The organism is Bifidobacterium goeldii (assembly GCF_003951095.1).
GTDB lineage: Bacteria > Actinomycetota > Actinomycetes > Actinomycetales > Bifidobacteriaceae > Bifidobacterium > Bifidobacterium goeldii.
The window spans coordinates 1-18,225 of sequence record NZ_QXGL01000006.1; the positions used below are offsets into that span (position 1 = coordinate 1).

15 protein-coding genes are annotated in these 18,225 nt (G+C 53.8%); 3 read left to right on the forward strand and 12 right to left on the reverse strand.

The window, feature by feature from the left end; translation table 11 throughout:
• On the reverse strand, positions 1 to 320 hold a 320-nt coding region (locus D2E25_RS10595; protein ID WP_206430762.1), incomplete at its 3' end, for a hypothetical protein.
• Positions 321 to 448: 128 nt separating this feature from the next.
• Here D2E25_RS10595 and D2E25_RS08445 point away from each other — a divergent pair.
• Positions 449 to 1,462, forward strand: a complete 1,014-nt coding sequence (locus D2E25_RS08445) for a D-2-hydroxyacid dehydrogenase family protein (protein WP_125981794.1) — start codon at positions 449 to 451, stop codon at positions 1,460 to 1,462.
• A gap of 28 nt (positions 1,463 to 1,490) precedes the next feature.
• Here the strand turns inward: D2E25_RS08445 and D2E25_RS08450 are convergent, their stop codons facing one another.
• From D2E25_RS08450 to D2E25_RS08470, 5 genes are all read right to left on the reverse strand, one after another.
• Positions 1,491 to 2,300 (reverse strand): ABC transporter ATP-binding protein, encoded by an 810-nt coding sequence (locus tag D2E25_RS08450; protein ID WP_125981796.1) that lies wholly within the window; start codon positions 2,298 to 2,300, stop codon positions 1,491 to 1,493.
• Positions 2,297 to 3,169: an ABC transporter ATP-binding protein gene (locus D2E25_RS08455; RefSeq protein WP_125981798.1), complete on the reverse strand. Its 873-nt coding sequence runs from the start codon at positions 3,167 to 3,169 to the stop codon at positions 2,297 to 2,299. The genes D2E25_RS08450 and D2E25_RS08455 overlap by 4 nt, the downstream gene beginning before the upstream one ends.
• Positions 3,166 to 4,038, reverse strand: coding sequence for an ABC transporter permease (locus D2E25_RS08460; RefSeq protein ID WP_125982000.1), 873 nt, complete (start codon positions 4,036 to 4,038; stop codon positions 3,166 to 3,168). The genes D2E25_RS08455 and D2E25_RS08460 overlap by 4 nt, the downstream gene beginning before the upstream one ends.
• Before the next feature lie 146 nt (positions 4,039 to 4,184).
• Entirely contained in the window at positions 4,185 to 5,162 is a 978-nt protein-coding gene (locus D2E25_RS08465; protein ID WP_125981800.1) for an ABC transporter permease, read from the reverse strand.
• A 103-nt stretch (positions 5,163 to 5,265) separates the two neighbouring features.
• On the reverse strand, positions 5,266 to 6,897 hold the full coding sequence (locus tag D2E25_RS08470; protein ID WP_125981802.1) for an ABC transporter substrate-binding protein: 1,632 nt from the start codon (positions 6,895 to 6,897) through the stop codon (positions 5,266 to 5,268).
• 216 nt (positions 6,898 to 7,113) lie between these two features.
• Between D2E25_RS08470 and D2E25_RS08475 the strand changes: the two genes are divergently transcribed.
• Positions 7,114 to 7,884: a type III pantothenate kinase gene (locus D2E25_RS08475; RefSeq protein WP_125981804.1), complete on the forward strand. Its 771-nt coding sequence runs from the start codon at positions 7,114 to 7,116 to the stop codon at positions 7,882 to 7,884.
• 124 nt (positions 7,885 to 8,008) lie between these two features.
• On the opposite strand, the gene D2E25_RS08480 is transcribed toward D2E25_RS08475, so the two are convergent.
• The 4 genes from D2E25_RS08480 to D2E25_RS08495 all read right to left on the reverse strand — a co-directional run bounded on the left by D2E25_RS08480 (position 8,009) and on the right by D2E25_RS08495 (position 13,808).
• Positions 8,009 to 9,418 (reverse strand): extracellular solute-binding protein, encoded by a 1,410-nt coding sequence (locus tag D2E25_RS08480; RefSeq protein WP_125981806.1) that lies wholly within the window; start codon positions 9,416 to 9,418, stop codon positions 8,009 to 8,011.
• Positions 9,419 to 9,591: 173 nt separating this feature from the next.
• Positions 9,592 to 11,658, reverse strand: coding sequence for a beta-galactosidase (locus D2E25_RS08485; RefSeq protein ID WP_125981808.1), 2,067 nt, complete (start codon positions 11,656 to 11,658; stop codon positions 9,592 to 9,594).
• 187 nt (positions 11,659 to 11,845) lie between these two features.
• The gene (locus D2E25_RS08490; protein ID WP_125981810.1) at positions 11,846 to 12,829 is read right to left on the reverse strand and encodes a carbohydrate ABC transporter permease; all 984 of its coding nucleotides are present in this window, start codon (positions 12,827 to 12,829) and stop codon (positions 11,846 to 11,848) included.
• Positions 12,830 to 12,890: 61 nt separating this feature from the next.
• Positions 12,891 to 13,808 carry a carbohydrate ABC transporter permease gene (locus D2E25_RS08495; RefSeq protein ID WP_125981812.1) on the reverse strand — a complete coding sequence of 306 codons (918 nt, stop codon included), beginning with the start codon at positions 13,806 to 13,808 and terminating at the stop codon, positions 12,891 to 12,893.
• A 213-nt stretch (positions 13,809 to 14,021) separates the two neighbouring features.
• On the opposite strand from D2E25_RS08495, the gene D2E25_RS08500 reads away from it, so the two are divergent.
• Positions 14,022 to 15,035, forward strand: coding sequence for a LacI family DNA-binding transcriptional regulator (locus tag D2E25_RS08500; RefSeq protein ID WP_125982002.1), 1,014 nt, complete (start codon positions 14,022 to 14,024; stop codon positions 15,033 to 15,035).
• 93 nt (positions 15,036 to 15,128) lie between these two features.
• On the opposite strand, the gene D2E25_RS08505 is transcribed toward D2E25_RS08500, so the two are convergent.
• Positions 15,129 to 15,851: a pseudouridine synthase gene (locus D2E25_RS08505; protein ID WP_241217120.1), complete on the reverse strand. Its 723-nt coding sequence runs from the start codon at positions 15,849 to 15,851 to the stop codon at positions 15,129 to 15,131.
• Between the two features lie 379 nt (positions 15,852 to 16,230).
• Positions 16,231 to 18,123: a glutamine--fructose-6-phosphate transaminase (isomerizing) gene (gene glmS / locus D2E25_RS08510; RefSeq protein ID WP_125981816.1), complete on the reverse strand. Its 1,893-nt coding sequence runs from the start codon at positions 18,121 to 18,123 to the stop codon at positions 16,231 to 16,233.
• Positions 18,124 to 18,225: the final 102 nt, after the last annotated feature.

Consider the following 18,225-nt stretch of genomic DNA (forward strand, 5'->3'; position numbering starts at 1 on the left):
CCATCATTAACCACTCTCATGGACCCCAACACCAAACAAGCATCAAGGCGACAGTCAAACTGGCAATCATTAGACAAAAAGTAGTACAAACACACTCTTGAGTTCTCAAACCACCACCACACCAACAAGGCAAAACCCCACAAGAGCAGAACCCCGCCGTGCTGAGCAGCAAGAGATAAACATACACGAACACACAACACCACGCAAATCAAGCGCGCACAACAAGACCGAGAACCGTTGAAAACAAACGGCTCTCTCGGCGTGTCGCAAAAGGCATAATCAGCCTCTATCTGTTCCCAGATTAGCCCTTCACGAGGCATTCTGCGCGCACATTACGCATTATTCACGGCGTGTCGCGAAGAATTCACCGTGCTGTCATCCATGTATTCCGTCTCACGAGCGCATTACACCGACTGCGCACGAGCATCGCACGCATTAGGGTGGCCTTATGACGAATACACACACGAATACATCTGTGCTGGAAACACAACCGGAGCGTACTGATCTTCCGCTAGTAGTAATGCCCGATGTCGTCGAATCCATGATCGACGCATTCCGCGCCAACTTTTCCTTGCTGCATAACATCGCTCGCGTACGCATGTACACGCAGTTCACACTTGACACTGATGAGATTCTTCAACGCGCAGCTGATGCCGATGCACTCATCGTTATCGGCTTCCATGTTTCCGACGATATGCTCAACCAACTCAGCAGCCACGTGCGCTGCTTCGCATTCGGTGGCACTGGCGTAGCCAGTTACATCAGTCTTGCTACTGCGCAACAGCTAGGCATTCGCGTATGCAATGTTGTGCGATATGGCGACAGTGCGGTAGCTGAGCACGCGTTCGCGCTCATTCTGGAGCTCGCTCGTGAAGTTGGCCGTTTAAACACGCAAGTACATTCGGGCAGTTGGCAAGGTGCTGACGGTATTGGCTTGCATGGCAAAACGATTGCCTTAGCTGGCTTTGGTGGCATCGGGCAAACCATGGCTCGTATCGCCAACGGGTTCGGCATGCGCGTACTGGTATGGAACTCGCATGTTGATCAGCAGGCTGCTCGCGAACTAGGTGTTACGTTAGTTGACGATTTAGGCGATCTGTTTGCGCAAGGCGACATCGTCAGCCTGCATTTGCCGCTCAATGAATCAACGCGCGGCATGATCAATGCGCGCATACTGGATCGTTTACGTGCTGGCACCCTGTTCATCAACACCGCACGCTCGGAAATCATCGCGCCCGGCGCGTTAACGCAACGGTTGCAACGTGGCGATATTCGTGCTGGATTGGACGTGTTCGACTGCGAGCCACTGCCTGATGATGATCCGCTGCGCGCACTCGACAACGTTATACTCACCCCGCATGTTGCCTGGCGCAACGATGAAGCATGCGCGAATCTCACGCGGCAAGTAGTTGAATCAGTAGCTTCATTCTTCACCGGCGGAACGATGAACCAAGTTGTGTGACGACGATTGTCAGCACATTGTTGACAATCTACGACAGTGAAGCAGCGTCAATAAGCCGTTTGGTGTACTCGTCGCGCGGATGTTCCAATACATCGGTAGTCGAACCAGTTTCCACCAAACGGCCATCATGCAATACCAGAACCCGGTCAGCAATGTGTTGCACTACGCCAAGATCATGCGAGACCATAATCAGCGCGGTTTCAGGGCGCACTTTGCGAATCAAGTCGAAAGTACGCAAAATTTGCAAACGCGATGGCACATCAATCGCACTCATTGGCTCATCCGCAAGAATCACCGTCGGTTCAGTAACAATCGCACGAGCAATAGCAACACGTTGCGCTTGACCGCCGGACAATTGCATCGGATACCGGTCGATAAACTCCACCGGATCCAATCCCACGCGCGCCAGTGTTTCATAAACCGTACCTAATACTGTGCTGCGCTTTCCCGCTCGAATCAGCAACGGCTCAGCAACCGTGTCGCCTACTGTCCATCGAGGATCTATCGAAGAAAATGGATTTTGGTACACCAATCCAGAATCATGTTGCAACACGCGCGCCGCAGCATTATGCCGTTGTACTACCGCACCGCGGTAGGTAATAGTTCCCGAATCAGCAGGCTCTAATCCAAGCAGAATGCGCGTAAGCGTTGACTTGCCGGAACCAGAACCGCCAATCACAGCGAGGCACTCCCCCGCGTACACGTCAACGTCAACGTCAAACAGCACTTGATGACGCTCTGCCCGCTTACCGCCACGGCTGCCATATGATTTGCAGATTCCGCGACCGCTGAGCACCACGTCACCGCGCGTTGCAAGCGTCTCCACCTGCTCACTCATGCGCGCCCCTCCTCTGTCTTGCTCGTCAACGTGCCAGTTGCCACACTGCTCATACCACTATTGTCAGCAAGAACAGTGTTCTGCGCACTCTCAGTTTGCGTTGCGCGCAACGTGAGCTCACGTGCCGCATGCACCAGTTCACGCGTATGTGCCGACTGCGGGTGAGTCAACAATTGCTCGGTGTCACCTGATTCGACAATTTCGCCACGATCCAGCACGTAGGAGCGCGTTGTCGCACGCGATAACACCGCAAAATCATGGGTGATGAACAGCATTGACGCGCCAGCATCGTCTACAAGTGACACCAGCAGATCAACAATCTGCCGTTGCGTAATTGAATCAAGCGCAGTAGTTGGCTCATCAGCAATAATCAACCGCGGTGCAGTAACCAACGCCGTAGCAATACCAACACGCTGCTGTTGGCCGCCAGAAAGCTGATGCGGATACGCGCGCGCAATATCATCATCAAGACCAACTTTATGCAGCATGGTCATTGCGCGCTCGTAGCGTTCAGTTGCATTCAGGTTGTAATGCAGCTTAAGCGGTAGTTCAATCTGCCGCACAACTGGCAGCACCGGATTCAATGCGGAGCCAGGATTTTGAAACACAGTACCCACATATCGGCCGCGCACATCAGCTAACGTACGTTCACTCGCATTGGCAGTATTGACATCGCCAAGCATGAGCGACCCTGTAACGTGCGCATCAACCGGCAGTAATCCCAGCATGGCTTTGGCGATCATCGATTTACCAGAGCCAGACGCGCCAACCAAACCAACGCGCTCACCATTGGCAATATGCACATTTACATCATGCACAATCTGCACAGAGCCGAGCGTCACCGATAACGATTGAATATCAACGCTCATGCAGCACTCCCCTTATCGCCAGCAGGATTCGTACCCGCGCGTTTGCTTACAACCCGCAGTTGCGTATTCGCAAGCGGATCAGCAGCATCGCCTAAAGCGTCGCCTAGCAAATTCAACGCAATAACCACCACTGTTACGATGAGGCCAGGCCACAGCACGGTAAGCGGGTACACGTTAATAAACTTCACCGAAGTTGCCAGTGAATGGCCCCAACTGGGTACGCCAGATGGCACGCCAATGCCAAGATAGGTTAAACCGCTTTCTGCCAACACTGCGGTGCCGGCAGACAACGACAATTGCACCAGCATCACCGGCATAATATTCGGCAGCACATGGCCAACAAACACGCGCAGGCTTGACGCGCCACTCCACAATGCAGCCTCTACATATGCTGAACGTGCAGCGAGCAGCGCTTGCGGGCGGGCAACGCGAGCCAGATTCAAACCGTAGCCAAAACCGCAGGCGACAACAATGACCATAATCGAAGCGCCAAGCGGCACTGCAAGAATCAGCGCGAGTAGCACTGTTGGAATAGAGATAAGCGCGTCAACTGCTACTACAGACGCGCCTGCGAGCGCAGAATGTCGGCTGACCATTGCGGCAACAAGCAGTAATCCAAAAGCGGCTGCGCAAGCGATGGTGAGTATCACAATAAGCAGGTTCGTGCGTGAGCCAGCCATCAGCCAGCTGAGTACGTCGGCACCGGTGCCATCAGTGCCGAGTATGTGCGCAGCAGACGGTTTTGCCCACACGTGATAGCCGTCGGTGGCAAGTAGTGAATATGGCGTCCAGATCAGAGAGATAAGCGAGACAGCCAGCCATACTGCCATGACGATCAGCGCAAATCGGCCTTCTGTGTGAGACCACATGCTGCGCACGACAATGAGTGGCTTGCGACGGCGAGTAGCAGTGGTAGTAACTTCCGCGGCATTGCGAGGCAGCTCGTTCTTGCGTTCGTTGCGCTCCGTCAGCGTTGTAGTTGTATCGGTTGTATTGGATGTTTCGGTCATGTTGCTCATGCATTCACCTCCGCATTATCTCCAGCTGATTGAAGACGAGGATCGAGCACTCGGTGCAGCAAGTCAACGATCAGTCCAATGGCAAGGAAAAATGCGGCAAGCATAAACAGTTCGCTTTGCACCGCAATCAAATCACGGTTACCAACGTCGGTAATCAAGCCTGCGCCAATTCCTGGCAATGCAAACAGGTTTTCGATAACCATTACGCCCGTGATCATCTCAGCAAACGTCAATCCAATCACGGAAACCAGTTGCGCGGTAGCTAAACGCAATCCGACGCGCAAGATTGCTTGCGTGCGCGTCATACCGCATGCCATCGCCATTGCTACAGCATCCGACTGCGCGGTTTGTGCAAGAGCAGCACGCGTATAGCGCATCAAACCGGCGCCTACAATAATGCCGACCGTGCATGCTGGCAGAATCAGCGACATCATTGCAGCGCCTGGATCAGACCAGCCAGCTTGCGGAAATCCTTGCGAGGGAAACACTGCGATAAGACCGGAACCGCGCGAAAACAGCAGGATCATGAGCAGGCCGCCCCACAACGCGGGAACTGATCCGCCGATAATCGCCACAACATGAAATGCCGCGCGCACCGCCGGTTTGCGCGCGAGCGCCGCTGCACAACCTAACGGAATGCCCAAAGCCATGGCAATGAGTAAACCAAGCGTAATGAGCGGAAAGGTTACTTGCGCGCGAGCGCCAACTTGTGCGCCAACGGAACGCCCGGTAAGCACTGAGGTTCCGAAATCACCATGGCATAACGCGCTCACCCAGTCGGCGTATTGTGCAGGCAGTGAACGGTTGAGTCCTAATTGTTCGCGCAATGCGGCAACGCGCTCAGGTGGCGAATTCAGTCCGGCCATAATCGAAGCGACATCGCCTGGCAAAATACGCAGGGCAACAAATACGACGAGAGAAATACCAAACAGTGCCACTGCGAACAGTGCTAAGCGTCGGATGACGAATCGCATGGTGGCTCCTTTACGATTACACGCAATTGAACGCGATTGCCAACAGGTGAGTTACGTAACGGCTCATGCACTGCGCCTTTATGTAACTCACCTGTTGCAATCATCACTGCTTCGTATACGTCACGTTGTACAGCGGCAGCAGCGTTTGATTGAGGTTTACAGGGAAGCCGTTCACGCCCTTCACCCACGCGGTGGTTACACGGTAGTTGAACAGCCAGTCAGCGGGAGCATCCTCGGAGACGACCTTCGCGGCTTGTGCGAGCAGCTGGTCGCGTTCCTCATCGCTAGTGGCAGCGATAGCCTTCGCGTACAGATCCTGCACGTCCTTGTTGTCGTAACCGTAGTAGTACGTTGGGTCGGCCCACTGGTAGAAATCGTGGCTTTCATTGTGGTCTACGAGCGAGAGATCATAATCCTTATTGGTATACACGTCCTGCAGCCACGTGGAGAATTCGACAACATTGACTTTCAAATCAATGCCGATTTTTTGCAGTTGACTACGCAGCTGATCGCCAAGTTCAGTACCATAAATGTTCGCGTAGGTTAGGCTCAACTGCAATGGCTTGTCTTCGCTATAGCCAGCTTGAGCCATCAGTGCTTTTGCCTTGTCGAGATCATAGGGGTACAGGTTGGTCAGGTCCTCGTAGCCTGGGTCAAGAGACGGAATCGGACCGCCAAGCGCCTTGTCGGAGCCACCGCGTGAAGCGATGAGTTCCTTGTGATTGATCGCGTACCGGATCGCTTGGCGTACGCGCTTATCGCTTGTTTTTTCACCAGCATTGTTGAATGCCAGCACATACTTGTCGGTATCGTCGCCTGCTTTGACGGTGTAATGCGCACTATCTGCAGTGAACGGCTCGGCTAGATTTTCGGTAATTGGAGCGAGCACCTGCACGTCGCCGGATTTGAGTGCGTTGACTGCTGCATTATCGTCGGCGAGATAACGCACGATGATGGTCGCGGTCTTTGCCTTATGCGAACCCCAATAGTTAGCGTTGGCTTTGAGCGTGATGGAATCATTCGCTACAAACTTCGCTACCGTGTATGGGCCGGAGCCGATAGCTTCAGTTTTCGCATCGTACTTGGCGTCTTTATCAAACACGAGTCCGGGGCGGCCGGTGAGCGTCCACAACAGGTTTGAATTGGCCGTGTTCAGCGTGATGGTCACCGTATTCGCATCATCGTCGGCAGCTACAGACTTGACCATGTTGAGACTGTCAGCATCGTGATACTGGTTTTTGATGAGCTGATTGATAGACCATGCAACATCTTCGGCAGTAAGCTTGTCACCGTTGGAGAATGTCATGTTCTCGTTGAGATGGAACGTGTAGGTCAGGCCGTCAGCGCTGTGTTCCCAACTTTTCGCAATAGCGGGAACAACCTGATTGTTCTCATCGCGTGCAACAAGCCCTTCATACACGTTGCCGATCAGAATCTGGTCGATAGCTGAGCCTGCAGTATTGCGGATATCAAGATTTGTGGGGGCGAGTTTGAGGCCAATAGTGACAGTGCTATCAGCATTGTTCGTGCTTGCCGTATTGGTATCGCTGCCTTTACGCCCGGTGATTGCGAGCGCAATAACAATGCCAATGACAACGATGGCGGCAATGATTACCCACAGCCAACGCTTTGGCCCGCGCTGTGGCGTTTTTGCTCGGCTTTCCAGACTTGCATCAGTGCTGGCAGATGTAGTGGTTGCGTCGGTGTTGTCGTACGCACCAGTGTGTTCAGACATGATTCCTCTTTAATTCTTTGCAATGCTTTGCAGTTCTTTGCGTAACTGTGCGGCTGGCCGCCCGTACGGGTCGACCGCCAACACGACATTGTAGCGACAGGCCGCCCTTTTCGTCCTATCATTCCTTAGTGAATGACAACCCGAATAGCAAGGATTGCTAACCGGGTTCACCGTTTTCGCGACTGAGGTCGCTATCGGCTCGTGGAGGGGACGCATATGCTCGTCGCAGTGGACATTGGCAACACCAATATCGTGCTTGGTTTTCTTCAAGACGATGACATCGTTGGCACGTATCGTATTACCACCAAAGCCAACCACACTTCTGACGAATACGGATTATTTCTCACTGAATTCTTGCGCATGAGTGGTTTCACACCACGTGATGTTGACGATGTGATTATTTGTTCGGTGGTGCCGAAGGTCATGCATTCGTTCCGCGCGAGCATTATTAAATTCCTTGGACTTGAACCAATGGTTGTTGGCCCGGGGGTTAAAACCGGCATGAATGTGCGGGTTGATGATCCAAAGTCGTTGGGCGCGGACATTCTCGCGGACTGTGTTGGCGCATACCGTACGTATGGTGGCCCGGTGCTAGTGGCTGATTTTGGTACGGCGACAACGTTTACGCATGTGAGTGCTGATGGTGTGATTGACGCAGGCGTGATTACTACCGGTATTCGCGCAGGTGCGGCAGCGCTGTGGGGGGACACTGCACAGCTGCCGGAAGTGGAAATTACGCGGCCGACGACGATTTTGGGAACGAATACGAAAACCTGCATGCAAGCCGGCTTGTATTACACGTTCCTCGGTGGTGTTGAACGTACGATCGATCAGTTCCGCCGCGAATTGCAAGGCGAACATTTCCAAGTGATCGCTACTGGTGGGCTTGGGCGCGTGTTTGCCGATGATACTGATCTGATTGATGTGTATGATCCTGATTTGATTTTTAAAGGCATGTTGTTGATTTATCAGCGCAATGCGCGGTAATTACTTGTACCCTCAACGCAATATCCTCAACGCAATAAATAGCAGCATATGCAAAGCGGTATAGAGCGGTTGCACTCACTTCACATTGCGCAACTGCTCTCTACCGTTTTGTGCTATTGCTGTGCTATTCGCTGATCGTAAAACCTTGATTTGCTCCGTATTCTTTGAGATCTTTCTGCCACAAAGCAATGCCTGCGGATAGTGACACTTTCTTGCCGGGTTTTTCAGGCAAGGCAATCGCTTTACCATCTGTTCCGGTAAGGCCCGCATCACGTTTGGCTTTTGCTTCATCGTAGGCTTGGCGTATGTTCTCCCATTCATATGCTTTGCCAACGGTCGCGCGGAAATCCGAACGCGCATATACTTCAAACGGCAAGTAACGGTAGCCGGTTGATACCGTTTCAGCAGCCTCAGACAGTTCTTTGTTGAATTCTTGGCCGCCAAAATATGGGATGGCAATACCGCGCGAATCCTTAATGGTTGTTTTCCGCAGGAATGCGTCATCACTCAACGTTGTGTTATCTGCGGGGAACGCACCACCGTCAACACGCTCGTCAATACCAGCTTTGTCATGGCATACGAAATCTACGAAACGGAATGCAGCTTCCGGCTTGCGCGTCGTGTGCAACACGCCGAGCGCTGAACCGCCATTTTCTGCGTTTGTTGCAGACCCATCAACGGTGGGCATTTGTGTAACTCGCCATAATCCTGCAGTACCGGGCACATCAGAAAGCAAGAGCGACGGCATCCACGCGCCAGCAAATACGGATGCGACGCTGCCATCACCGAGTGCTTTCTTCCAACGTTCTGACCATGTTTGCAAATGAGTATTGACCAGATCCTCATCAATCATGCGTTGCCAGAATTCAGTGAAGGTTTGTGTGCCCTCATCGTCGTGTAAGTTTACGGTCACAGTCTTACCATCAGACGATGTGCTGAACGGTCGGCCTCCCGCGAGCCAAATCATCGCATCGTAGAAGCTTGCGTCACCAGCATCGGCAGCAATATAGACGCCAATTTCTTTGAGTTTTTTAGCGGCTTCGTAGTAATCATCCCATGTTCTAATCTGCGTGGCGTCAACGCCCGCTTGGCGGAACACGTCCTCATTGTAGAAAAACGCCATCGGGCCAGAATCCATGGGCAGTGCATACACTTTGCCCGCCAACTGTACGGATGCCCATGTGCCGGGGGTGTAAAAATCACCATATCCAGTGGTGCGATCGGTAATATCGAGCAGCTGGCCGCTGACTGCGTACTGGGGTAACGCGAAGTATTCGAGCTGCGCTACGTCAGGAGTACCGTAACCGTCTTGGATTGCGGAGTTGAGATGATCGTAACCGCTGACGTTGTTGAGTTTGACTCGAATGTCTGGATTAGCGGCTTCGAAGCGTTGAATTACCGCTTTCATGCTGGGTTCCCATGACCAGACGGTGATGGTAGTGCGCGTATCTGACTGTGCGCAGGCAGCGAGAGACAATGCTGCTGCAGCGACGCATATTGCGGATATGATTCGCTTCGCTCGTCTGAACGCCATGATCGCCCCTTGTCTGCCGAACTCATGTGGATACCTACCCGTATGAGTCTACACACCGCCGTTTATACAAAGAGGCGCATGACGGTATTGTCATGCGCCTCTACGCTGGTAGCCGCCGATAACGGCTGCCTGCGTGTGAGCAGTATGTAGTACTGCTTGATCGGGTTACTGCCTTACTGGAGTTTGACTACCGCTGCACCGTTCGGGCTGATGCTGAGCGTATCGCCCGAAACCTGTGCGAGGGATGCTACCAAGACTTCGCCTTCGACCGGCACGCCGTGCGTTTCATGCGTGCGGTTGAACAGGAATGCGAAGCGATGTTCGCCATCGCCGCGCTCCACGCGCAGTACGCCACCGCGCTCTGGGAAGGATTCAATGCCCAGTGCATCGAATACTTGAGGCAGGCTCTTGGCCAGTCCCTCACGGCCCAGTCGGCAACCAACATATGCGGTCTTGCCATCACCGTATTCGTTGACAACGATGGCAGGAACACCGTTCAGGCCGGTCCACGGATCTGCCTGATAGGAGGCGAGTACGCGAGCAGTGTCAGCAGTAGAAGTGATGACATCTGCGAAATCGTGTGCAACCGTACCATTGTCGAGGTTGAGCTGATCAAGAGCACCGGGGAAATCGTCGCCCATCGGCGCGAACTCTTCCACACGCACGCCGACTACATCGCGAATCGAACCTGGGTAGCCGCCAAGCCATACGTGATCGCGCTCGTCAGCAAGTCCGGTGTAATACGTGACGAACAGTTTGCCCCCGTTTGCTACGTATTCGCGCACGCGACGGCTCGTGTCCGCTGACAGCAGGTACACGCACGGTAGTACTGCAATCTCGTAGGTATCCCAATCGGAGCGCACTGGCACAACATCAGCAGTAATGCCATTGTCTGCGAACGCGCGGAACCAGTCGAGCGGTTCAGTCCAATGGTGTACCTTCTGCGTTGGTGTAGCCGTGTGCTCGGTAGCCCATTGCGATTCGTAATCGAATACGATAGCTACCTTGGACTTGGCTAGACGAGTGCCCAGCACGCCTGCGTCAGACAGACGATCCAAGTCAGCGCCAAGCTCGCATACATCGCGGAAGATCTGCGAATCAGGGCCCGCATGCGGCACCATCGACGAATGCCACTTCTCCGCGCCCGCCTTGGACTGACGCCACTGGAAGTAGCAGATCGCGTCGGCACCCATAGCAACCTGTGCGAGCGAGTCGCGCACCAGCGCGCCCGGTTCCACACGGTAGTTGATTGGACGCCAGTTGACTGCGGACGTGGAGTGTTCCATTTGGAACCACGGGTCCTTGCGCGCGATGCCGTCGGTGAGCGATGCCGAGTAGGCGAGCTCGTCGAAGTGCTGATCGCCTGGAGTGAAGTAGTGATCGTTGGAGACGAAGTCAACTTCGTTGCCCCAATCGTCATAATCGAGACCAGTACCACTTGCAGAAACCATGAAGTTGGTGGTCAACGGGCGGCCAGGCGTAATCTCGGCGAGCACGTCGCGTTCTGCGATGTAGAACTCCTTGAGCGCATCGGAGCTGAACCGCTTGAAGTCAAGCAGCTTGCCCGGGTTCATGAAGTTGCCGTCACCAATGAAGCGCGGCGGAATGATCTCGGAGAAATCGTTCATGTGCTGCGCCCAGAACGCGGTACCCCATGCTTCGTTGACCGCATCGATGGTCTTGTAGCGCTTCTTGCACCACTTCTGGAAGGCGCGCATTGCGTCATCCGAATAATCGAAGCGATTATGGCAACCGTATTCGTTGCCAACATGCCATGCAACTACGTACGGGTTGTCCTTGTAGTGCTCGGCCATCTTACGGCAGAGGTTCAACGCGTATTCGCGGAAAATTGGGCTGGTGGGGCGCCAATGCTGGCGTGCACCTGGCCAACAGGTGTCGCCGCGATAGTCCTTCCACAGCACTTCCGGGTGGGCTTGGGTGAGCCATAGTGGCGGCGAGGCGGTAGCAGAAGCGAGATCGGTAGCGATACCTGCTTTGCCGAGCTTGTCGATAATGCGATCCAGCCAGTCGAAATCGTAGACGCCTTCTTCAGGCTCGATTTTTGCCCACGAAAAGATGCCAAGGGAGACCAGGTTGACGCCGGCCTTCTGCATTAGTTCGACATCTTCATCCCAGACGCTTTCTGGCCACTGGTCTGGGTTGTAATCACCGCCATACCAAATGCGGGCTTGTGAGCCTTTGAGAGGCTGTGGCCAGCGATGTTCTCTACGCTTGCTCATGTGCACTCCTTGTTGTTAGGTGAACGTGCCTGCGATGTTGTATCGCAGTGTAACGCTGATGCGGGCGCCCGGGCGCCTTCACCCGAACGCCCGCATCGGCTGATGTATGTGATATAGGGTACTCGTGCCGGAACCGACGAAAACGACGAAAACATCGATTCCGGCATGAGTATCAATTGGTAGTGGATTACTCCTTGACGGCGCCTGCGGCCAGACCGGACTGCCAGTACTTCTGCAAGCACAGGAACGCAATCACCAACGGAATAATCGTAATCAAGCTGCCCGTGATCACCAGGTTCTGGATAGCTTGACCACCAGCAGTAGAGGCTTGATCCTTCCACTGGTTCAAACCAATCGTCAACGGATACCAGTCAGCATCCTTCAACATAATCAACGGCAGGAAGTAATTATTCCACGTCGCCACAATCGTAAACAACGCAGTCGTCACAATACCCGGAGCCAACAATGGCAAACTAATCTGCCAGAACGTACGAAACTCCGAAGCACCATCCACGCGAGCAGCCTCCAACAATTCCTGCGGCACCGCCTGCTCCGAAAAAATCCACATAAGGTAAAGGCCAAACGGGGAGATGAGGCTCGGGATGATCATAGCCCACGGCGTATTCGTCAAGCCCAGTTTCGCGAACAGGAGGAACTGCGGGACAGCAAGAGCAATACCAGGCACTGAAATCGCACCAATGATCACTACGAATACTGCATTACGACCCGGGAAACGGAACTTCGCCAACGCGTAGCCACCCATAATCGCCAACAGTGTGGCACCACCAGCACCAACAATCACGTAAAACAGGGTGTTAATCAACCAACGCGCAAAAATCCCATCCTGATACGTAAACACCGTAACAATATTGTCCCACAGCGCGAAACTACGGCCGAAACCCAAACCAAACGTGCTCGTGAAATCAGCCTGCGTCTTCGTCGCATTCACCGCCAAATACACGAACGGGAACAAGCAATACACCGCAAAAATCGCACACAGGAACGTGAGCAACTTTGAGCGACGCGGATTATTCACATTCGCAAAACCCGCTTTTTCACTACGTTTCCGCTCGGCTTTTTCGTCAGCCGCTACACGCTTCTGACGAGCCTTCTCAGCCTTACGCGCAGCCCTCTCCTGCTCTTTCAACGACACACCAGTCGCACTACTCATCACGCACACTCCTCAACACTCAAAACCACAGTCACCAGTACAGGTACAGACTCAAGCATCATTACTTCATCTGCTCCTTCATACTGTTCAACTGCACCGCATACGCAATCGCCATCGTGATCACAGCCATCACAATCGCCAGTGCAGCAGCATAATTACTCTGGTTACCAGTGAACGACAGGTTATACGCATACATATTCGGCGTGTAATACGTCGTAATCGCATTACCCGGCACCATATTCTGCAAAATCGAAGGCTCATTAAACAACTGGAACGAACCAATAATCGAAAAAATCACCGTAATCGCCAGAGAACCCCTCAACTCAGGCAGCTTGATGCTCTTCACGATCTGCCACTCCGACGCGCCATCGATCGACGCCGCCTCATACAGGGAATGCGGAATCGTAGACAGAGACGAGTAGAAGATCAACATGTTATAACCCGTGAACTCCCACGTCACGATATTACCGATCGACGCCAGCAACACCGAAGGAGCAAGCACGTCAATATTCGTACCCAACAAATCATTCAGGCTTCCAACCAAGCCGTATTTAGCACCATACACAAAACCCCAAATCATGGTCGACACCACAGCAGGCACCGCATACGGCAAAAACGTCGAGATACGGAAAAACTTCGTACCATGAAGCTTCATCGAATCCAACGCCAGAGCCATCAACGCCGCCAGGCACAACATAATCGGCACCTGAACAATCGTAAACAAAGCAACACGCACCACCGAAGACCAGAACTGCGTATCACCAAACAAACGCGCGTAATTCGCAAGCCCCACGAATACCGTGCCACCAATCATCTTCTTCTGAAAGAAACTGATATAGATCGCGTACACAATCGGCACGATAAACACAAACACAAACACAACCGCAAACGGCCACATAAACTTCCAACCACGCCAATCAGCACGATGCCGATTCACACGCGCAGAAGACGTACCCGCGGCAACATCAACAGACGCCATAACCCTCTCCTTCGAAGGATCAACCCCGCGTATGTGCGACTCGCCACCCTACATTGCAAGGCGATGGACGCACATACACTCCAACAAATGTTTGCGTTATCATAATATCACCATTGTTGGAATTGTCCACTTAGGCGTGCGGCAAGTCGCCTATTTGTGTCTACTATAATGGCAGCGAAAACATAGACGTTTCACATAACAAAGCAGGAAATGATGGATCGCACACAACCGGCATCGATGCAAGATGTCGCCAAAGCCGCCGGCGTTTCGCCACAAACAGTATCACGCGTAGCTAATGGCAGCACTGCCGTACGCCCGGAAACGCGTCAGCGTGTCGAAGCTGCCATGGAAAAGCTTGGTTACCGACCCAATTATGCTGCGCGCGCGTTGAAACATGGTCGTTTCAAAGATGTAGGCGTCGTCATGTTTAACATGACGAATTATGGTAACGCGCGCATTCTCGACGGTATCGCCGGCGCAGCCGTTGACGAAGGTTATGCCATCACTGTGCATAAGTTCGGCGAAGGCAAAAATCGTACGCTGCAAAGCGCTATTGAACGCATGAAGCAACTGCCTGTTGACGGCGTTATCGTAATTCTCGAACAGCACATCACTGATTTCGACGAATTCCGTCCAACCAAGGATCTGCCGGTGGTCATTATCTCCGAAGATCCTGCGAACTACTGCCCCACTATTGACGCAGATCAATACGGTTGCTCTACAGCAGTTGTTGACTATCTGCTCAGCAAGGGACATAAAACCGTGTATCACATCGCCGGCCCCTCATCCTCGCGCGCAGCCGAAAGCCGCGCACAAGGCTGGCATGACACGCTTGAACAACTCGGATTGCCAATTCCGCCCACGTATCTTGGCGATTGGGAAGCTGACAGTGGCTATCAAGCCGGTCTTGCACTCGCACATGACCCCAACTGCACGGCAATTTATGCTGCTAATGATCAGATGGCGTATGGTGCAATGCTGGGATTGCAGGCGGCTGGCAAACGCGTGCCTGAAGATGTGAGCGTTGTTGGCGTTGATGATTCGCTTGCCGGGCTCGTACCGCGACTGACATTGACCACCATGCGCATGAAGTTCAATGAGATTGGTCGTGAATCGTTTGCCATGATCAAGCGCATGTGCGAGGGTGCTAAAGTGCCCGCTGGCGTAAAAACCGTTGTGCCAGCAGAACTGGTGGAACGCAGCTCTGTGCGTGAGCTCGACAATTAAGCGCATTGCACATCAGCTTCTCATGTGATGGTTTGCGCGGATGGTTTGCGCAGTGAATCATCCGCGCAAACCATCACATGCAACTCATAAAGCTCAGGCGTTGTGCTGCCCTAACGGTATGCGTGATACGAATGTGCGCAGCTCGCCTGACACCGGGTCGGTGAATGATAATCGACGTGCAATCAATTCAAGCGGCTGTGAAAAATCATCGTATGGTCGTTCAACTATCTGCGGGTAAAAATCGTCACCAATAATTGGCAGTCCCAACGAATTCATGTGTACGCGCAGCTGATGTGTTTTGCCAGTGCGCGGATGCAGCGTGTACGCGCGAATACCAGATTGGTAGCTGACCTGCTCCCCTAGTTCGATGACTGTTTCCGCATTGACTGCGCCTGGCTCCTCATATGCCTGCAAGATGCCACGATCTTTGACAATGCGCGAACGACGACGCAATGGGAACACGCGCGGCGATTCCAATCGTTCAATGGTGCCATAACGAGGCCGCTGAATCGGAGCCACAGGCGCTAAACACTCATATGTTTTGGTGGTGCGCCGTTCTTGAAACAGCATCTGGTATGCGCCACGCAGCGCAGGATCGCGCACGAATACAACCAGGCCAGCCGTGAGACGATCCAATCGATGTGCAGGCACAATATCTGGCTCACCATAGAGTTCCCGTAAGCGAATCAACGCAGTTTCGCGATACCACATGCCGCGTGGCGTAGTGGCCAAAAAATGCGGTTTATCAACAACGATAATCCCCGCATCCTCATACAACACATCCAACGCAAACGGAATCCCCGGCTCCTGAACCACCCACCGATGCCGTCGTGTCTGCGTCACGTGATCACCCACTCCCTTAGTTTCAGCGGCATCCGGGAGTGGTTCGGACATACATTGTTCGACACGCTCCGGGCCGCTCTGGCCAAGTCTTTACGGTCGAACAATGTATGTCCGAACCACTCCCTCCTCAATATGTAACGTTACGTTTCGCCAGATTTACCACGGCCGGATTGAACGTGACATTCCAGCGCAACGAGGCGGAGGTCGGCATATGCAATGCTGGACCGTAGGCTTGGCCGAACGGCCTTGAGTGTGTCCAGCGTTGCATATGCCGACCTCCGCCGGTCATCACGTACAAACCATCTCGCCGTCAATCACCGGCCATTAAATGGAAACTAACAAAAACCGCCAACTACTCCACGGTTACAGACTTCGCGAGATTGCGCGGCTTATCCACGTCGTAGCCCTTGAGCTTAGCCATATCCATTGCAAACAGCTGCAACGGCACCACATCAACGAGCGGGCTCATCAGCGTCGGTGCTTTCGGCCGCCAGAACACGACGTCCGCGTAGCGTTCCACATCCGGGTCACCCTCTTCAGCCACGGCGATAATGAACGCGCCACGTGCTCGAACTTCTTCGATGCCGGAGATTACTTTCGCATGCAGTACGTTGCGACCGCGTTCAGGCGGCACGATGAATACGATCGGTTCGCCTTCATCTACGAGTGCGATCGGGCCGTGCTTGAGCTCGCCGGCTGCGAATCCTTCGGTGAACGTGTATGCGATCTCTTTGAGTTTGAGTGCGCCTTCCATCGCTACCGGGTAGCCAACGTGGCGGCCGAGGAATAGGAATGATTTCGCGTTAACCATCTGCTCGGCGGCTTTTTGCACGGCTTTGGTTTGCGTGTCGAGAATCCACTGGATTTTGCGCGGCATGGCTTTGAGCGAGCCGAGCGTAGCGTGGATTTCGTCGCGGAACATTGCGCCTTTGACTTGCGCAAGATACAGGCCGAGCACGTAGGCGGCGGTGATTTGTGCGACGAACGCTTTGGTGGATGCGACGGCGACTTCGGGGCCGGCGTGCGTGTAGAGTACGGCGTCGGATTCGCGCGGAATGGACGCGCCTTGCGTGTTGCAGATCGCCAGCACCTTGGAGCCCTGTTCGCGCGCGTGACGCAAAGCCATCAGCGTGTCCATGGTTTCGCCGGACTGTGAGATGGCGACAACAAGCGTGCGCGGCGTCAGAATCGGGTCGCGGTAGCGGAATTCGTGCGCGAGTTCAACTTCGACTGGAATGCGCACCCAGTGTTCGATCGCGTATTTGGCGACCATGCCCGCGTATGCGGCGGTACCGCACGCGATAACGATGATTTTGTCGATCGCTTTGAAGTCGTGTTCTTCAATGCGTACTTCATCAAGGTTCAAGTCGCCGTGCTTGTCGAGTCGGCCGAGCAGCGTGCGCTGGACGGCTGCCGGGTCTTCGTGGATTTCCTTGTCCATAAACGAATCCCAACCGCCTTTTTCAGCGGCGGAAGCATCCCAGTCGACTGTGTATGTTTTTGGATCTTCGATCACGTTGCCGTCGAAGTCGGTGACGATTACTTTGTCTGCAGAAACGCATACGGCCTGGTCTTGGTCGACTTCGAGCGCGCGCTTGGTGTATGCGACGAATGCGGCTACGTCGGAGCCGAGGAAGTTCTCGCCGTCGCCGAGACCGACAACGAGTGGTGAATCGTGGCGCGCGCCGACGATGATGTCTGGTTGGCGGCAGTCGGTGGCGAGGATGGTGAACGCGCCTTCGAGCATGCGTGCGAGGCGGCGTACGGCTTTGAACAGGTCAGGTTTGCCGTCTTCTGCGATGATGCGATCGACGATTTTGCCGAGCAGTTTTGCGGCAACTTCGGTATCGGTGCTGGAGGAGAATCGGTAACCTTCTGCCTGCAGGTCGAGGCGCAGTTGGGAGGCGTTTTCGATGATGCCATTGTGAATGATGGCAACTTTGCCGTCTGCGCTGGTGTGCGGGTGAGCGTTGACGTCGGATGGTTCACCGTTGGTAGCCCAACGCGTGTGACCAATGCCTACGGTTGCTGCTGGCATTGGCTTGCGTTCAATGTCTTCGACGAGGTTGGCGAGGCGACCGGCCTTTTTGCGTACGGCTACGCGTTCCATGCCGGGAGCGGAGAGTGCTACGCCAGCTGAATCATACCCGCGGTATTCGAGTCGTCCTAGTCCTTGCAAACATACTTCAAGGGGTTTGCCGCATGCTGTTGACGGCGATCCTGCATATCCTACAATTCCACACATGGCTCACCAGCCTACCAAGACAACGTAACCGTCATGTGCAGATGCCGTGTGCGCGCCACGCATTGTTATTCTGCGCGCTGTATCGAAAGCAACAAAAAGGCT